The organism is Devosia sp. Root635 (genome assembly GCF_001427605.1).
Classification (GTDB): Bacteria; Pseudomonadota; Alphaproteobacteria; order Rhizobiales; family Devosiaceae; genus Devosia.
In genome coordinates this window covers 1-15,396 of the sequence record NZ_LMGZ01000006.1, presented here as the reverse complement: position 1 = coordinate 15,396, position 15,396 = coordinate 1, and the positions used below count along the sequence as shown (strand labels likewise).

The window sequence follows — 15,396 nt, the reverse complement described above, 5'->3', positions numbered from 1 at the left end:
TGAAAAGGGAGGACTACAATGAACCGCATCGTTTCGCGGCATGGACGCATGCTCGGTCTGGCTTTGGCCGGAATCAGCTTTCTGAGCATCACTGCCGCATCGGCCGGCGACGTCACCGTCTGGGCATGGGACCCGAACTTCAACGGCGCCACCATGAAGGAAGCGGCCAGCCGCTACACCGCCATCAACCCCGACGCCAACATCATCGTCGATGACTCGGCCAGCCAGGACGATATCCGCGCCAAACTGCAGACCCAGCTCCTCGCCGGCAGCACCGACGGCCTGCCCGATATCGTGCTGATCCAGGACGACGTGGCCCAGAAATACCTGCAGTCCTTCCCCGGCGCGTTCGAGCCGCTGTCGGACTCGATCGATATGTCGGTCTTCGCGCAGTACAAGGTTGCCGCCGCCACGCTGGACGGAAAATCCTACTCGCTGCCCTTCGACTCCGGCGTCACGGGCCTGTTCTACCGCTCCGACATGCTCGAGGAAGCCGGATTCACCCCCGCCGACCTCGAAAACATCACCTGGGATCGCCTGGTCGAAATCGGCACCCAGGTCAAGGAGAAGACCGGCAAGCCGCTGCTCGACCTAGACCTCAACGATACCGGCCTCATCCGCATGATGATGCAGTCGGCCGGCGCCTGGTATTTCAATGAGGATGGCAGCCTCAACATCGTCGACAACGCCCCGCTGCGGAAGGCGCTCGAAACCTACGCCAAGTTCTACCAGGCCGACCTGGTCAAGCCCGTCTCCGGCTGGGCCGAATATACCGGCGCCTTCACCTCGGGCGAAGTCGCCATGGTTCCCGTCGGCGTGTGGATCACCGGCACCATCAAGGCCAATGCCGACCAGTCGGGCCTGTGGGGCGTCGCTCCGATCCCGCGTCTCGATGTCGAAGGCTCGGTCAACGCGTCCAACCAGGGCGGCTCGAGCTGGTATGTGCTGGCTTCCTCGGACAACAAGGAAGAGGCCATCGACTTCCTCAAGACCGTCTGGGGCAGCGATGTCGACTTCTACCAGAAAATCCTGACCGCTCAGGGCGCAGTGGGCTCGCTGCTCGCCGCGCGCGAAGGCGAAGCCTACCAGGCTACCGACGACTTCTTCGGCGGCGCCCCGGTGTGGCAGAACTTCTCCACCTGGCTGAGCCAGATTCCAAGCGTCGACTACGGCACCTTCACCGCCGAAGTGGACTCCGCGGTCCAGGCCCAACTCCCCACGATCATCCAGGGTGGCGACATGGACGCCGCGCTGCAGGCGATCAACGACCAGGCCCAGCAGCAGATGCAATAATCTGTCGGCGGAAAGCGGGGCCCGCTCTGCTTTCCGGTCGGGCGCCGCAGTCGCGGCTCTGCTTTCCGGTCGGGCGCCGCAGTCGCGGCGCCTGGCACTATCGGGCATGATGACGCTGCACCATCGGGGAGGACGATAGTTTGGCACAGGCGAGACTGGCTCGCAGGGAGCATCTTACAGGCTGGGCGTTCATCGCCCCTGCCCTCATCCTGCTCGGATTGTTCATGATCTATCCGATCGTCTGGTCGCTCTGGATGAGCTTCCAGGTCGGCAAGGGCATGAATCTCAGTTTTGGCGGCTTCGCCAATATCGAGCGGCTGACCAAGGATCCGGTGTTCCTGCGCGCGCTGGGCAACACGTTCACCTTCTTCATCATCCAGGTGCCGATCATGATCACGCTGGCGCTGCTTTTTGCGGTGGCGCTCAACGATGCCACGCTGCGCTTCCGGGGCCTGTTCCGCACCGCCATCTTCCTGCCCTGCGTCGCCTCGCTGATCGCCTATTCGACCCTGTTCAAGTCGATGTTCGCCAATGACGGGGTGGTCAACCAGGCGCTGATGGCGCTGCATGTCATCGGCGGGCCGATCGCCTGGTTCAGCGATCCATTCTGGGCCAAGGTGGTTGTCATCCTCGCCATCACCTGGCGGTGGACCGGCTACAACATGGTCTTCTACCTGGCCGCATTGCAGAATATCGACCGCTCGATCTACGAGGCGGCGCGCATCGATGGCGTCCCGGCCTGGGCGCGGTTCCGCTATCTCACCATTCCGATGCTGAAGCCGGTGATCCTGTTTACCACGGTGATTTCCACCATCGGCACGCTGCAACTGTTCGACGAGGTCTACAACTTCACCGCCGGCACCGGCGGCCCGTCGGATTCGACGCTGACCCTGTCGCTCTACATCTACAACCTGACCTTCAAGTTCATGCCCAGCTTCGGCTATTCGGCAACCGTCTCCTGGGTCATCGTGGTCGTGGTCGGCATCCTCAGCCTCATCCAGTTCCTCATCGCCCGCGACCGGAGATCGTCATGACCGATACCCCCATGACTTCGGCCCCGGCGCGGCCCGTGGCCGCCACGTCGATCCTGCCAGGCAACCCCTGGGCGCTGATCCGGCGCGGCATCGTCTATCTGCTGCTTTCGTTTGCGGCCTTCGTCTCGGTGTTTCCGTTCTTCTGGATGCTTGTCGGCACGACCAACACGTCGGCCGACATCATCAAGGGCAAGGCGAGCTTCGGCGGCGCGTTCTTTGACAATGCCACCACCTTCTTCACCCAGGTCGATGTGCTGCGCGTGTTCTGGAACTCGGGCTTCATCGCCATTGTCGGAACGGTGCTGACGCTCGCGGTCTCGTCGCTGGCCGGTTATGGCTTCGAAATGTTCCGGTCGCGGGTGCGGGAGCGCATTTTCGCCCTGCTGCTGCTGCTGCTCTCCATTCCCTTCGCGGCGATGATGGTGCCGCTGTTCGTGATGTTCGCGCAGGCCAAGCTGGTGAATACCTATGTGGCGGTGATCCTGCCGACGGTCGCTTCGATCTTCATCATCTTCTACTTCCGCCAGGCCACCAAAGCCTTTCCCAGCGAGTTGCGCGATGCCGCCAAGATCGACGGCCTCAAGGAGTGGCAAATCTTCCTCTATGTCTACATGCCGGTGATGCGCCCGACCTATGCGGCGGCGACGATCATCGTATTCATGGCGAACTGGAACAACTACCTGTGGCCGCTCATCGTGCTGCAGACCGAGGACAACAGGACCATCACGCTGATCGTTTCGGCCCTGACCTCGGCCTATGTTCCCGATTACGGCATGACGCTATTCGCCACGGTGCTGGCCACCCTGCCCACCCTCATCATTTTCTTTCTGCTCCAGCGTCGCTTCGTCGAAGGCATGCTGGGCGCGGTAAAATAAGGACCAGAACCATGAGCAGCTTGACACTCAGAGGCGTGCGCAAGTCCTACGGCAATGTCGAGGTCATCAAGGGCGTCGACCTCGACATCGACTCCAAGCAATTCGTGGTCTTTGTCGGCCCCTCGGGCTGCGGCAAGTCCACCCTGCTGCGAATGATCGCCGGGCTTGAGCACATCACCGCCGGTGACCTCGAAATCGGCGGCCAGCGCATGAACGATGTCGATCCGTCCAAGCGCGGCATCGCCATGGTGTTCCAGTCCTACGCGCTCTATCCGCATATGACGGTGCGCGAGAATATGGGCTTCGCGCTGCGCTTTGCCGGCGTCGCCAAGGACCAGATCGCCAGACAGGTGGGCGACGCGGCGCGCATCCTGGCGCTGGAGCCGCTGCTCGACCGCTTTCCCAAGGAACTCTCGGGTGGCCAGCGGCAGCGCGTCGCCATCGGTCGCGCCATCGTGCGCAATCCGCAGGTGTTCCTGTTCGACGAACCGCTCAGCAACCTCGATGCCGAATTGCGCGTGCATATGCGCATCGAGATCGCGCGGCTGCACAAGGAATTGCAGACCACCATCATCTACGTGACCCACGACCAGGTCGAGGCCATGACGCTTGCCGATAAGATCGTGGTGCTGCGCGATGGCATCATCGAACAGGTCGGCCGCCCGCTCGACCTCTACGACGATCCGGCCAACCAGTTCGTTGCCGGCTTCATCGGCTCGCCGCGGATGAATTTCCTCGCTGGCTCCATCGTGGAAAAGGGCGTGGATACGGTCACCATCGAGCTCGCCAACCATGGCGGCACCCGCCTCACCCTGCCCGCTGGCGGCGGCGCCGTGGGCGACCAGGTTGCATTGGGGATTCGCGCCGAGCATCTGGGCCTTCCCGGCACCGGCACGGCCGATATCACGCTGGATGTAGACGTGGCCGAGCATCTGGGGTCCACCAGCTACGTCTATGCCAATGCCGGCGGCGAAGCGGTGGTGATCGAGCGCGAGGAGTCGCGCCACGAAACCGGCAAGGACCGGATCACCGTCTCGATCAGCGCCGACAAGGCCTATCTGTTCGACAGCAAGGGCCAGCGCCTGCGCTGACCATATTTACCACAACCACGGTGTCGTTCCCGCGAAAGTGGGAACCTCTGCCGGCCGCGCAACGGAGGTTCCCGCTTCGCGGGAATGGCACGGGAATAGAACGACACGTTCACAAGGACCACTTTCATGTCTGAAAAAATCCGCTGGGGCATTATCGGGCCGGGCAGCATTGCCAAGGCTTTCCGGGGAGGCGTTGCCGGCAGCAAGCATGGCGTGCTGGCCGCCATCGCTACGCGCGATCCCAACAAGCCGAACCTGGCCGAGGACTTCCCCGGCGTGCGGGTGGTCCAGGGCTATGGGGCGCTGCTGGCTGATCCGGGTATCGACGCTGTCTATATCGCGGTGCCCCATACCGGCCACGCCGAATGGGCCATCAAGGCGGCCGAGGCCGGCAAGCATGTGCTGGTGGAAAAGCCCTTCGCGCTCTCGGCCTTCGAGATCGACGCGGTGTTCCATGCCCACCGCAAGGCCGGCACCTTTGCCGGCGAGGCCTTCATGTATCGGCTGCATCCGCAGGCCGCCAAGCTCGCGGAACTTATCCGCTCGGGTGTTATCGGCGAAGTGCGCATGATCCAGTCGAGCTTCGGCTTCTCGATGGGCAAGTTCCAGCCGCAGCACCGCCTGTTCGCCTCTGACCTGGCCGGCGGCGGCATTCTCGATGTCGGCGGCTATCCGGTGTCGATGGCCCGCTTCATTGCCGGCGCCGCCATGGGCAAGCCGTTTGCCGACCCGGTCAAGGTGGCGGGAACAGCCAAGCTCAATGCCGAGGGAACCGATGACTGGGCTGCAGCTATCCTCACCTTCGAGAATGGCATCGTCGCCCAGGTGTCGTGCGCCGTGATGGCCAATCTCGACAACGTGCTGCGCATTCACGGGTCGGACGGCCGTATCGAAGTGCCCGACTTCTGGTTCGCCAATGGCAACCGCGACCAGGGCCTGGGCAAGATCGACATCATCAAGCAGGGCAAGATCGAGACGGTCAGCGTCAACGAAACTGCCCATGTCTACTCGTTCGAGGCGGATGCCGCTGCCGAAGCGATCTTCGCCAAGCGGCAGGAACTGGCGGCGCCTGGCATGAGCTGGGCCGACAGCCTCGGCAATGCTCGCGTGCTCGACGCCTGGCGCAAGGATGCCGGCATCGAGTTCTCGGTCGAGAGATCGACCAAGCGCGTCAACACGCTGGATAACCGCAAGCTCGGCCTCAATAGTGGCGTCATCCCCAAGCGGAGCATTCCGGGGCTGGGCAAGGCGGCCTCGGCCGTAGCCCTGGGCTTCGAGGATTTCCGCAGCTTCGCCTCGGGCGCCATCCTGCTCGATGCCTTCTGGGAAAAGGGCGGCAATATCTTCGATACCGCCTTCGTCTATGGCGCCGGCTATACCGAAAAACTGTTCGGCGAATGGCACAAGAACCGGGGCACGCGCGAGGGCGCGGTGCTGATCGGCAAGGGGGCGCACAGCCCGCTCTGCTATCCTGACGTCATCGCGAAGCAGCTCACCCAGTCGCTCGACCGGCTGCAGACCGACTATGTCGATGTCTATTTCATGCACCGCGACAATCTCGACGTGCCGGTGGGCGAATTCGTCGATGCGATGGATGCCGAGGTGAAGAAGGGCCGCATTCGCGGACCGTTCGGCGGTTCCAACTGGACCAGGGAGCGCTTCGACGAGGCTGTGGCCTATGCCGAGCGCACGGGCAAAACCAAGCCGATGGCACTCAGCAATAATTTCGCGCTCAGCGAAATGCTGGTACCGATCTGGGATGGCTGCGTGACGTCGTCGACCGACGAATGGAAACAGTGGCTCAAGGACAAGCAGGTCACCAATTTTTCCTGGTCGAGCCAGGGCCGCGGCTTCTTCACCGACCGGGCCGGACGGGACAAGACCGACAATGAGGAACTGGTACGCTGCTGGTATAATGACAAGAACTTCGCGCGTCGTGACAGGGCTATCGAATTGGCGCAGAAACTCGGCCACAGCCCGATCCACGTCGCGCTGGCCTTCGTGCTGGCGCAGGACTTCCCGAGCATCCCGTTGATCGGCCCGCGCACGCTGGGCGAGCTGGATGACAGCCTGAAGGCGTTCGAGATCAAGCTGACGCCGGAACAGGTGGCGTGGCTGGATCGGGGGTAGGCTGGCTGGCGCCTTCGTCGCTCACCGTCTACGGAGCGTCACCCTTGGGCCCGACCCGATGGCAGTTTCCTTAGCCGAGGCCCCGCAAGTGCAACGCCCTCGAGTCAAGCCCGAGGGTGACGGCTGGTGGGAAGTGGCATGATCCCACCTTGCCCACGATGTCATCCCGGCCTTGAGCCGGGATGACATCGCGTATGGGGAAACGTGGCGCCACCGTCTTCTCTTCCTCCTTTGGCCTCCTGAACAGATTTTCCTCATCGTTCGCGAAAGACGCACAGTTACATCTTTGTATCTACTTGCCCGCATCGCCCCCCCTCCCTATGTTCATCGTCGTCGGACGATAGTCCGGCATAGTTCTCAGGGCGGGGTGCGATTCCCCACCGGCGGTAAAGGCGGTGACGCCAAGCCCGCGAGCGCTTTTGGACCTAGGTCCGAAGGGTCAGCAGATCCGGTGTAATTCCGGAGCCGACGGTATAGTCCGGATGAAAGAGAACGGGACCAACGCTGGCTTGCCGGTGTCCGCATTCATTTTCGGGCCGGGCGTGGCCTCAGCGAGACTTCCCGTAACCCTGAGGAAACTGGTTACGGAAAGGACGTCTCATGAGCCAGGTTTCCTCTACTCCAAGCAACGGCGCCGCTACGGGCGCTTTCTTCATGATCGCGGCAAGCCTCGCCTTCGCCGGGAGCAATCTGCTGCAATCGGCGCTGCCGACCCCGGTGGAATATGGCGGCTACGGCATGAGTTCCACTGGCATGGCCTTCTGGCAATATGTCATCGCCTCGCTGCTGGCTTTGCCGCTGATCTTGCGTATCGGGCTCGGCAACCTGCGCAGCGCCCATCCCATCGCCCACGAAATCCGCGCCTTCGTCTCGGCGCTGGGCGTGCATGTCTTCGTCTATGGCTTCGCCACCGGCGTTCCGATCTGGCAGATGGTGACGCTCCTGGCCACCGGCCCGCTCTTCATCATCCTCGGCTCGACGCTATTCCTCGGCGAACGCGCCTCCGCCGTCCGGATCGGGGCAGCTCTGGTCGGCTTTGCCGGTGCCATCATCGTTTCGGGCGTGGGTGCCGAGGGCCTGGGCTGGTCGACGCTCATTCCGATTGCAGCGGCGGCGCTCTGGGCCACGACCGACGTGTTGACCAAGTATCTCAGCAAGCAAAGCGAGCGCCCCGAAACGCTGACCATCTCGCTGCTGGTGCTGGTGACGCCGAACCACCTGCTGATCCTGCTTGCCGTCTGGGCCCTGGGCGGGCTTGCGCCGGGCCTGCTACCGGCGGGGCTGACCGACAATGTCTTCGCCCTGCCCGGCGGCAATGCCCTGGCGCTGCTGGTCCTGCTGGGCGCGCTGACCGCCGCCGCGCAATACCTGCTCGCCGTGGCCTACAAGGCGGCAGATGCCACCTATCTGCAGCCTTTTGGCGATCTCAAGGTGCCGCTCAGCGGGCTGCTGGGGTGGTTATTCCTGTCGCAGGTGCCGTCGGTCTGGTTCTGGCCCGGCGCGGCCCTGATCCTGGCGGCGTCCAGCTTCATCTTCTGGGTGGAATCCAGCCAGCGGCGCACGCTCAGCATGGCCTGATGCCTCGCTGCTCCCGGCATCTGCCGGGGGCAGCCGACCTTGGCGTCGTTCTATATACGGAATAAAATTTCCAATTTTCCTTGATCGCCGGCGCGGATTGAGGATTAGTGACCGAAAGCCGGAGCGCGCCATGTCCGAGATCACAGCCAAAATCACCCCGCCCCAGGATTTCGATACGCTGCGCGCGGCGATATTGGAGCGCAAGGGCGAGTTGCCCAAGCGGCTGACCCAGGTGGCGGCCTATGCGCTGGACAACCCGGACGAGATCGCCTTCGGCACCGCGGCCAGCATCGCGCAATCGGCCGACGTGCAGCCTTCCACGCTGGTCCGCTTCGCCCAGCAATTCGGCTTTGACGGCTTTTCCGGCCTGCAACTGCTGTTCCGCGCCCGGTTGCGCGAACGCACCTCGTCCTACGAGGAACGACTGCGGGCGCTGGAGCAGGATGGCGCGGCGCTGGCGGAAAGCACCACTATTTTCAACGGTTTCATCGCCGCCGCTCATCGCTCGGTCGACGCGATCGCGGCCGCGGTCGAGCCCGATGCCTTCGAGCGCGCGGTAACGCTGCTGGCCAATGCTGCAACCATTTACCTCATCGCCAAGCGCCGCTCCTACCCGATCAGCAGCTACATGGCCTATGCCTTCGGCAAGCTGAAAGTCCGCTGCCAACTCGTCGGCACTTCGGCGGGCATCGATGACGACCTATTGGCCATGGCCACGCCCGATGATGCCGCCTTCGCCATCAGTTTTTCGCCCTATGCCTCTGAAAGCGCCGCACAGGCGCGGACGCTGGCGGCGCGCGGGATTCCGGTGGTGTCGCTGACCGACTCCGCCTTTTCTCCGCTGGCCGAATGCTCGCGGGAATGGTTCGAAGTGGTGGAAGCCGACCATGCCGGATTCCGCTCTCTTTCGGCCAGCATGGCCTTCGCCATGGCGCTGACGGTCAGCATCGCGGAGAAACGCCGGCGCGGCTGAGCAACTGTGATGCCGAGTTCCGCAATTGGAATGAACATTCCACATTGACGAATAGTCGGAACTTATGTTTCGTATTGGGCAGGCTGGGAACTGGCCAAGAGGAGACCCGCGTGACGAATGTGCATCAGCAGCAGCAGGAAATGCTGCCGCTCGACGTCATCACCATCGGTCGCGCCTCGGTTGACCTCTATGGCCAGCAGATCGGTACGCGGCTGGAAGATGTCGGGAGCTTTGCCAAATCGGTGGGCGGCTGCCCGACCAATATCGCTGTCGGCACCGCCCGGCTGGGGCTCAAATCTGGCCTGATCACCCGTGTCGGCAATGAGCAGATGGGCCGCTTCATTCGCGAACAGTTGGTCCGTGAAGGCGTCGAAACCAAGGGGATCGCCACCGACCCGGACCGGCTCACGGCGCTGGTGCTGCTGTCGGTGGAAGCCGAAGGCGTTTCGCCGATGATCTTCTATCGCACCGACTGCGCCGACATGGCGCTCGATGAAAGCGATATCGATGAAAACCTGATCCGCTCGGCCCGCGCCATAGTGGTGACCGGAACGCATTTCAGCCGCGCCAACAGCGCAGCCGCGCAGAAAAAGGCGATCCGCATCGCCAAAGCCAATGGGGCGCTGGTCGCCTTCGACATCGACTACCGCCCCAATCTATGGGGGCTGGCGGGGCATGAAGCGGGCTTTTCGCGCTATGTCGCCTCGGACGTGGTATCGCAGACATACCAGTCCGTCCTGCCCGATTGCGACCTCATCGTCGGCACCGAGGAAGAAGTGCTCATCGCTTCCGGTCAAGCCGACCTGCTCTCCGCGCTCAGGGCGATCCGCAAGCTGTCCTCCGGCACGATCGTCCTGAAGCGCGGGCCCATGGGCTGCATCGTCTATGACGGTCCGATCCCCAACGACCTGGAACAGGGCATTGTCGGCAAGGGCTTTCCCATCGAAGTCTATAATGTGCTGGGCGCCGGCGACGCTTTCATGAGCGGCTGGCTGCGCGGCTGGCTGCGTGGCGAAAAGCACGCCACCAGCGCGACATGGGCCAATGCCTGCGGTGCCTTCGCCGTCAGCCGCCTGCTCTGCGCCCCGGAATATCCGAGCTGGCCGGAACTCAATTACTTCCTCCAGCATGGCAGCAAGGAGCGGGCGCTGCGCAAGGACGAAGCGCTCAACCACATCCACTGGGCTACCAATCGTCGGCGGGAGATTCCCAGCCTCATGGCCCTGGCCATCGACCATCGCAGCCAGCTCGAAGAGCTCGCCGACGGTGATGCGCAAGTGTTGGCGCGCATCCCGGCCTTCAAGGCATTGGCCGTCAAGGCGGCCGCAAGCGTGGCTAACGGTCGGCCCGGCTTCGGCATGTTGCTCGACGACAAATATGGCCGCGACGCCCTGTTTGCGGCCGAAGCACAGCCGGATTTCTGGATCGGCAAGCCGATCGAACTGCCCGGCTCGCGGCCGCTGCAGTTCGAATTCAACCAGGATTTGGGCTCGCGGCTGGTGGATTGGCCGGTGGATCATTGCATCAAGGTGCTGTGCTTCTATCACCCGGATGATGCCGCCGACCTGAAACACATGCAGATCGACAAGCTGCGCACGGCCTATGAAGCGGCCCGCAAGGTGGGCCGCGAATTGCTGATCGAGATCATCGCCAGCCGGCATGGCGCGCTGGGCGACGACACGGTGGCGCGCGTGCTGGGCGAGATCTACGATGCCGGCATCAAGCCAGACTGGTGGAAGCTCGAGCCGCAGGCCAGCCGCGCCGCCTGGGCCGCCATCGACGCCGTCATCGAGACGCGCGACGCGCTGTGCCGTGGCGTGGTGCTGCTGGGGCTGGAAGCGCCGCAGGCGGCGCTAGAGGCCGGCTTTGCCGCCGCCCGTACCGCGCGCAGCGTCAAGGGTTTTGCCGTGGGCCGCACCATATTTGCCGATTCGGCAAAGGCCTGGCTGGCGGGTAGGATCGGCGACGAGCAGGCCGTGGCCGAAATGGCGCGCAAGTTCGGAGCGCTGGTCGAGATATGGGAACGGCTGGGCAAGAGCGAAGCGGCTTGAGGTGGGCCGCGCCGCTATAGGGAACTCGATGTCGCCCCCGGCGAAGGCCGGGGTCCATCCTGAGTTATGCGAGCGGCGATGTATCTCAAGATGGATTGCGGCCTTCGGGAAAATTGACATGCTGGCGCATAGTCGCCGCTGATGAGGAATGAGCCTATGAGCCAGAAGACTGTTCGATTGACGATGGCGCAGGCCGTGGCGCGGTTCATGACCATGCAGAAGACGGTGATCGACGGTGAGACCGTGCCGATCTTCGGCGGTGTCTTCGCTATTTTCGGCCATGGCAACGTGGCCGGCATTGGCGAGGCGCTGCACGGCGTCAAGGACACGCTGCCGACCTATCGGGCGCAGAACGAGCAGGGCATGGCTCATGCCGCCATCGCCTATGCCAAGGCCAGTTTCCGCCGCCGTTTCATGGCCTGTACTTCCTCCATCGGACCGGGCGCGCTCAACATGGTGACGGCGGCGGCGCTGGCGCATGTGAACCGCCTGCCGGTGCTGCTACTGCCGGGCGATGTGTTCGCCAATCGCCTGCCCGATCCGGTGTTGCAACAGGTGGAAAATTTCGGTGACGGCACGGTTTCGGCTAATGACTGCTTCCGGCCGGTCAGCCGCTATTTCGACCGCATCATGCGGCCAGAACAGATCATCCCTGCTTTGCGGCGCGCCATGGCCGTGCTGACGGACCCGGCCGAATGTGGCCCCGTAACGCTGAGCCTTTGTCAGGACGTCCAGGCGGAGGCCTATGACTATCCCGAGAGCTTCTTTGCCGAGAAGGTCTGGACCGTCAGGCGGATTATGCCGGACGCCGACGAATTCGCCACGGCGGCGGCGGCGCTGCTCAAGGCCAGCAAGCCGGTCATCATTGCCGGTGGCGGCGTGCTCTATTCCGAGGCGTCCGATACGCTGCGCAAGTTTGCCGAAATCCATGGCGTGCCGGTGCTGGAAACGCAGGCAGGCAAATCCAGCCTGCCGCATGACCACCCGCTCAATATGGGTTCGGTGGGGGTGACCGGCACTTCCGCCTCCAATGCGCTGGCCGAAGAGGCCGATGTGGTGCTGGCGGTGGGTACGCGGCTGCAAGACTTTACTACGGGCTCGTGGGCGCTGTTCAAGAATGACGATCTGCGGATCATCGGTCTCAACGTGCAGCCCTTTGATGCACACAAGCACCAGGCCCTGCCCCTCGTCGCCGATGCGCGGGCCGGGCTCGAGGCGCTCAATGCGGCGTTGACCGGCTGGCGGGCCAACGAGGACTGGACCGACAAGGCCAAGGACGGAAAGGACGACTGGCTGGTCGACGCCGACAAGGCGACCGCCAGCAGCAATGCCGAACTGCCCTCTGATGCACAGGTGATCGGCGCGGTGCAGCGAGCCCGGCAGAATGCGACCCTGGTCTGCGCCGCCGGCGGTCTGCCGGGCGAGTTGCACAAGCTGTGGAAGGCTGATGCGCCGGGCAGCTATCACCTCGAATATGGTTTTTCGACCATGGGCTACGAGATTGCCGGCGGGCTCGGCGTCAAGCTGGCGCGGCCCAAGGACGATGTGGTCGTGATGGTGGGCGATGGCAGCTACATGATGCTGAACTCGGAAATTGCCAGCTCGATCATGCTGGGCGCCAAGCTGACTATCGTGCTGCTCGACAATGCCGGCTATGGCTGCATCAACCGGCTGCAGATGGCCACCGGCGGAGCCAACTTCAACAATCTGTTGAAGGATACGCAGCATATCACTCTGCCGGGAATAGATTTTGCTGCTCATGCTGCATCCATGGGCGCGGTGGCGCGCAAGGTGGGTTCCATCGCCGAGCTGGAAACGGCGCTGCAGGAAACCGAAAGCGTAGACCGCACCGTTGTCATCGTCATCGACACCGACCCGCTCATCACCACCGATGCCGGTGGGCACTGGTGGGACGTGGCGGTGCCGGAGGTGTCGGATCGACCGCAGGTGAATGCGGCGCGAGAGGCTTATGTGGCGGCACTGAAGGCGCAGCGGGCGGGATAGTGCCACGCCCCTCTTGGTTCGAGGCTCGCGAAGGGCTCGCACGTCACCATGAGGGCTGTTTTGAACCCAGTGTTCCCAGTAGCCTCATGGTGAGGTGGGAGCGCAGCGACCCTCGAACCACGAGGCGTGGCAATTGTGGAGCAGCAAATGAAAGCCAAACTTGGCATGTCGCCCATCGCGTGGTGGAACGACGATCTGGTGGAACTGAGCGACGACGTATCGCTGGAAGAATGCCTGCGCCAATCTCGCTCGGCGGGCTTTACCGGCATGGAGAAAGGTCGTCGTTTTCCTGACGATCCCGCTGTCATGCTGCCTATTCTTCGGGCGGCAGACGTGACGCTGTGCGGTGGCTGGTTCTCGGGCACGCTGGTCGATGAGGAACTGGCGGCCAACAAGGACCGCATCGCGCCGATGATTGCGCTGTTCAAGGCGGTCAATGCGCCCTGCATCGTCTATGGCGAGGTGGGGCGTTCCATTCAGGGCAAGCGCGAGATTCCGTTGGCGCAGAAACCAAAACTCTCCGATGACGAGATGAAGGCCTATGCACGGAAGGTGACGGCCTTCGGCGAGTGGTGCGCGGAACAGGGCATGCCCCTCGCCTATCATCACCACATGGCGGCGGTGGTCGAGACCGAGCCCGAGCTCGACGCTTTCATGCGCCATTCGGGCGAAGGCATTCCGCTGTTGCTCGATGCCGGGCACCTGGCTTTTGCCGGGGGCGATGCGCTGCGCGCCATCGACAATCATCACAAGCGCATTACCCATGTGCATGTGAAGGATATCCGCCGTTCGGTGGTCGATGGGCTGGATCGCAGCCGGCAGAGCTTTCTCGATGCGGTGGCGCTGGGCGCCTTCACCGTGCCGGGCGACGGATCGCTGGATTTCGGCGCCATCGTGCAGAAATTCGCCGATTACGGCTATGAGGGCTGGTTCGTGGTCGAGGCCGAGCAGGATCCGGTCAAGAACCCGCCGCTGCGCATGGCGCAGGTGGGCCACAAGGAACTCATGCGCGTGATGACGGCGGCGGGCTATACCGTGGAGACCGAGGGCTTTCCCAAGGGGTGAGGCGTTCGGGGGTTGCGCCAGGACTTTGTTGTGTTCTAGTCCCACCCACGATGTCACCCCGGCCTTGAGCCGGGGCCTACCCCCCGATCATGCCCGGACAGCCATCTCAGGATGGATCCCGGCTCAAGGTCGGGATGACACCGCGTTTTTGGATGTTGCAAGGAACACAATGGCGCTCAAGCAAAATGATCTGAACTGGTTCCGGCCGCTGTGGCGGCGCCTGGCCGTCGTGGTGTTCCTGGCGGCATGGCTGGGCTGGGAACTGCTGTGGAGCGGCGACATGTTCTGGGCGCTGCTGGTGGGGGCTGCCCTGGCCTATTCGCTCTACAATTTCTTCTATGCCTTTCCCAAGGAGGAGCCGGCCAATGAGCAAATCCAACCTTCGAATACGCCCGAAGGGGACGACGGGTCTCGTCCATGAGGTGACGCCGGCTTCGGCCGGCTGGGCCTATGTGGGTTTTGCCCTGCACAAGCTGGCCGCTGGCGAGGTAACGGGCGGCGAGACCGGGACGCAGGAATTGTGCCTGGTGCTGGTCGGCGGCAAGGCGCGGATTGCCGTGGATGGCGAGGATTTCGGCGAACTGGGCGAGCGCATGACGCCGTTCGAGGGCGCGCCATGGGCAGTCTATGTGCCGGCCGGAAGCGAATGGGCCGTAGACGCTACAACAGTGGTGGAACTGGCCGTCTGCGCCGCGCCGGGTGGCGGCGACTACAAGGCCAGGGTCATTCCGCCGGGCACGCATCCGCGCATCACCCGTGGCAAGGGCGCCAATGTGCGCCATGTCTACAATATCATGCCCGAGGATGACGGCGCCGCCCATTCGCTGCTGGTGGTGGAAGTCATCACCCCGCAGGGCAATACGTCGTCCTATCCACCGCACAAGCATGACCAGGACAACCTGCCGCATGAGAGCCAGTTGGAGGAGACGTATTTCCACCGGCTCAACCCGCCACAGGGTTTTGCCTTCCAACGGGTCTATACCGACGATCGGAGCCTCGACGAGGCGATGGCGGTGGAGGATGGCGACGTGACGCTGGTGCCGAGGGGCTATCACCCGGTGGCAACCACGGCTGGATATGATCTCTACTATCTCAACGTCATGGCCGGGCCGAAGCGGGTGTGGAAATTCCACAATGCGGCCGAGCATGAGTGGTTGTTGAAGTAGGACACGCCCTCTGGGTTGCCCGCCAGCCGTCACCCTCGGGCTTGACCCGAGGGCTCTGTACTTGCCGTAGGCGCAGCAAGTGAAACGCCCTCGGGTCAAGCAACTGTCGATTGTTTGACGATAGCATTGAGGATGG

The 15,396-nt window shown here is 63.2% G+C and carries 12 protein-coding genes and 1 riboswitch; all 12 genes read left to right on the top strand.

Annotated features, from left to right (window positions below; genetic code table 11):
- Nucleotides 1-18 precede the first annotated feature (18 nt).
- The 12 genes from ASD80_RS04280 to iolB all read left to right on the top strand — a co-directional run bounded on the left by ASD80_RS04280 (nt 19) and on the right by iolB (nt 15,260).
- On the top strand, nt 19-1,293 hold the full coding sequence (locus ASD80_RS04280) for an ABC transporter substrate-binding protein (protein ID WP_056229469.1): 1,275 nt from the start codon (nt 19-21) through the stop codon (nt 1,291-1,293).
- A gap of 224 nt (nt 1,294-1,517) precedes the next feature.
- Nucleotides 1,518-2,327, top strand: a complete 810-nt coding sequence (locus ASD80_RS04275; RefSeq protein WP_156460323.1) for a carbohydrate ABC transporter permease — start codon at nt 1,518-1,520, stop codon at nt 2,325-2,327.
- The gene (locus ASD80_RS04270) at nt 2,324-3,202 is read left to right on the top strand and encodes a carbohydrate ABC transporter permease (RefSeq protein WP_082555044.1); all 879 of its coding nucleotides are present in this window, start codon (nt 2,324-2,326) and stop codon (nt 3,200-3,202) included. Before ASD80_RS04275 ends, ASD80_RS04270 begins: the two co-directional genes overlap by 4 nt.
- A gap of 11 nt (nt 3,203-3,213) precedes the next feature.
- Nucleotides 3,214-4,293: an ABC transporter ATP-binding protein gene (locus tag ASD80_RS04265; protein WP_056229463.1), complete on the top strand. Its 1,080-nt coding sequence runs from the start codon at nt 3,214-3,216 to the stop codon at nt 4,291-4,293.
- 126 nt (nt 4,294-4,419) lie between these two features.
- The gene (locus tag ASD80_RS04260) at nt 4,420-6,423 is read left to right on the top strand and encodes an aldo/keto reductase (protein ID WP_056229460.1); all 2,004 of its coding nucleotides are present in this window, start codon (nt 4,420-4,422) and stop codon (nt 6,421-6,423) included.
- Nucleotides 6,424-6,772: 349 nt separating this feature from the next.
- Nucleotides 6,773-6,921, top strand: a riboswitch (FMN riboswitch).
- Between the two features lie 102 nt (nt 6,922-7,023).
- On the top strand, nt 7,024-8,001 hold the full coding sequence (locus ASD80_RS04255) for a DMT family transporter (protein WP_056229457.1): 978 nt from the start codon (nt 7,024-7,026) through the stop codon (nt 7,999-8,001).
- A 130-nt stretch (nt 8,002-8,131) separates the two neighbouring features.
- Nucleotides 8,132-8,974, top strand: a complete 843-nt coding sequence (locus ASD80_RS04250) for a MurR/RpiR family transcriptional regulator (RefSeq protein ID WP_056229455.1) — start codon at nt 8,132-8,134, stop codon at nt 8,972-8,974.
- 140 nt (nt 8,975-9,114) lie between these two features.
- The gene (locus ASD80_RS04245) at nt 9,115-11,025 is read left to right on the top strand and encodes a bifunctional 5-dehydro-2-deoxygluconokinase/5-dehydro-2-deoxyphosphogluconate aldolase (protein WP_056229674.1); all 1,911 of its coding nucleotides are present in this window, start codon (nt 9,115-9,117) and stop codon (nt 11,023-11,025) included.
- Between the two features lie 156 nt (nt 11,026-11,181).
- Nucleotides 11,182-13,029 carry a 3D-(3,5/4)-trihydroxycyclohexane-1,2-dione acylhydrolase (decyclizing) gene (gene iolD / locus ASD80_RS04240; protein ID WP_056229452.1) on the top strand — a complete coding sequence of 616 codons (1,848 nt, stop codon included), beginning with the start codon at nt 11,182-11,184 and terminating at the stop codon, nt 13,027-13,029.
- A 147-nt stretch (nt 13,030-13,176) separates the two neighbouring features.
- A complete protein-coding gene (iolE, locus tag ASD80_RS04235; protein WP_056229451.1) occupies nt 13,177-14,094 on the top strand; it encodes a myo-inosose-2 dehydratase in 918 nt (305 codons plus the stop codon).
- Between the two features lie 169 nt (nt 14,095-14,263).
- Nucleotides 14,264-14,515, top strand: coding sequence for a hypothetical protein (locus tag ASD80_RS04230; protein ID WP_200950229.1), 252 nt, complete (start codon nt 14,264-14,266; stop codon nt 14,513-14,515).
- Nucleotides 14,460-15,260, top strand: coding sequence for a 5-deoxy-glucuronate isomerase (gene iolB / locus ASD80_RS04225; RefSeq protein ID WP_056229448.1), 801 nt, complete (start codon nt 14,460-14,462; stop codon nt 15,258-15,260). Before ASD80_RS04230 ends, iolB begins: the two co-directional genes overlap by 56 nt.
- Nucleotides 15,261-15,396 lie beyond the last annotated feature (136 nt).

Bases quoted from the DNA above. Each gene is read 5' to 3' on its own strand.
- ASD80_RS04280 (WP_056229469.1), top strand. From the start codon at position 19: ATGAACCGCATCGTTTCGCGGCATGGACGCATGCTCGGTCTGGCTTTG.
- ASD80_RS04275 (WP_156460323.1), top strand. From the start codon at position 1,518: ATGATCTATCCGATCGTCTGGTCGCTCTGGATGAGCTTCCAGGTCGGC.
- ASD80_RS04270 (WP_082555044.1), top strand. From the start codon at position 2,324: ATGACCGATACCCCCATGACTTCGGCCCCGGCGCGGCCCGTGGCCGCC.
- ASD80_RS04265 (WP_056229463.1), top strand. From the start codon at position 3,214: ATGAGCAGCTTGACACTCAGAGGCGTGCGCAAGTCCTACGGCAATGTC.
- ASD80_RS04260 (WP_056229460.1), top strand. From the start codon at position 4,420: ATGTCTGAAAAAATCCGCTGGGGCATTATCGGGCCGGGCAGCATTGCC.
- ASD80_RS04255 (WP_056229457.1), top strand. From the start codon at position 7,024: ATGAGCCAGGTTTCCTCTACTCCAAGCAACGGCGCCGCTACGGGCGCT.
- ASD80_RS04250 (WP_056229455.1), top strand. From the start codon at position 8,132: ATGTCCGAGATCACAGCCAAAATCACCCCGCCCCAGGATTTCGATACG.
- ASD80_RS04245 (WP_056229674.1), top strand. From the start codon at position 9,115: ATGCTGCCGCTCGACGTCATCACCATCGGTCGCGCCTCGGTTGACCTC.
- iolD (WP_056229452.1), top strand. From the start codon at position 11,182: ATGAGCCAGAAGACTGTTCGATTGACGATGGCGCAGGCCGTGGCGCGG.
- iolE (WP_056229451.1), top strand. From the start codon at position 13,177: ATGAAAGCCAAACTTGGCATGTCGCCCATCGCGTGGTGGAACGACGAT.
- ASD80_RS04230 (WP_200950229.1), top strand. From the start codon at position 14,264: ATGGCGCTCAAGCAAAATGATCTGAACTGGTTCCGGCCGCTGTGGCGG.
- iolB (WP_056229448.1), top strand. From the start codon at position 14,460: ATGAGCAAATCCAACCTTCGAATACGCCCGAAGGGGACGACGGGTCTC.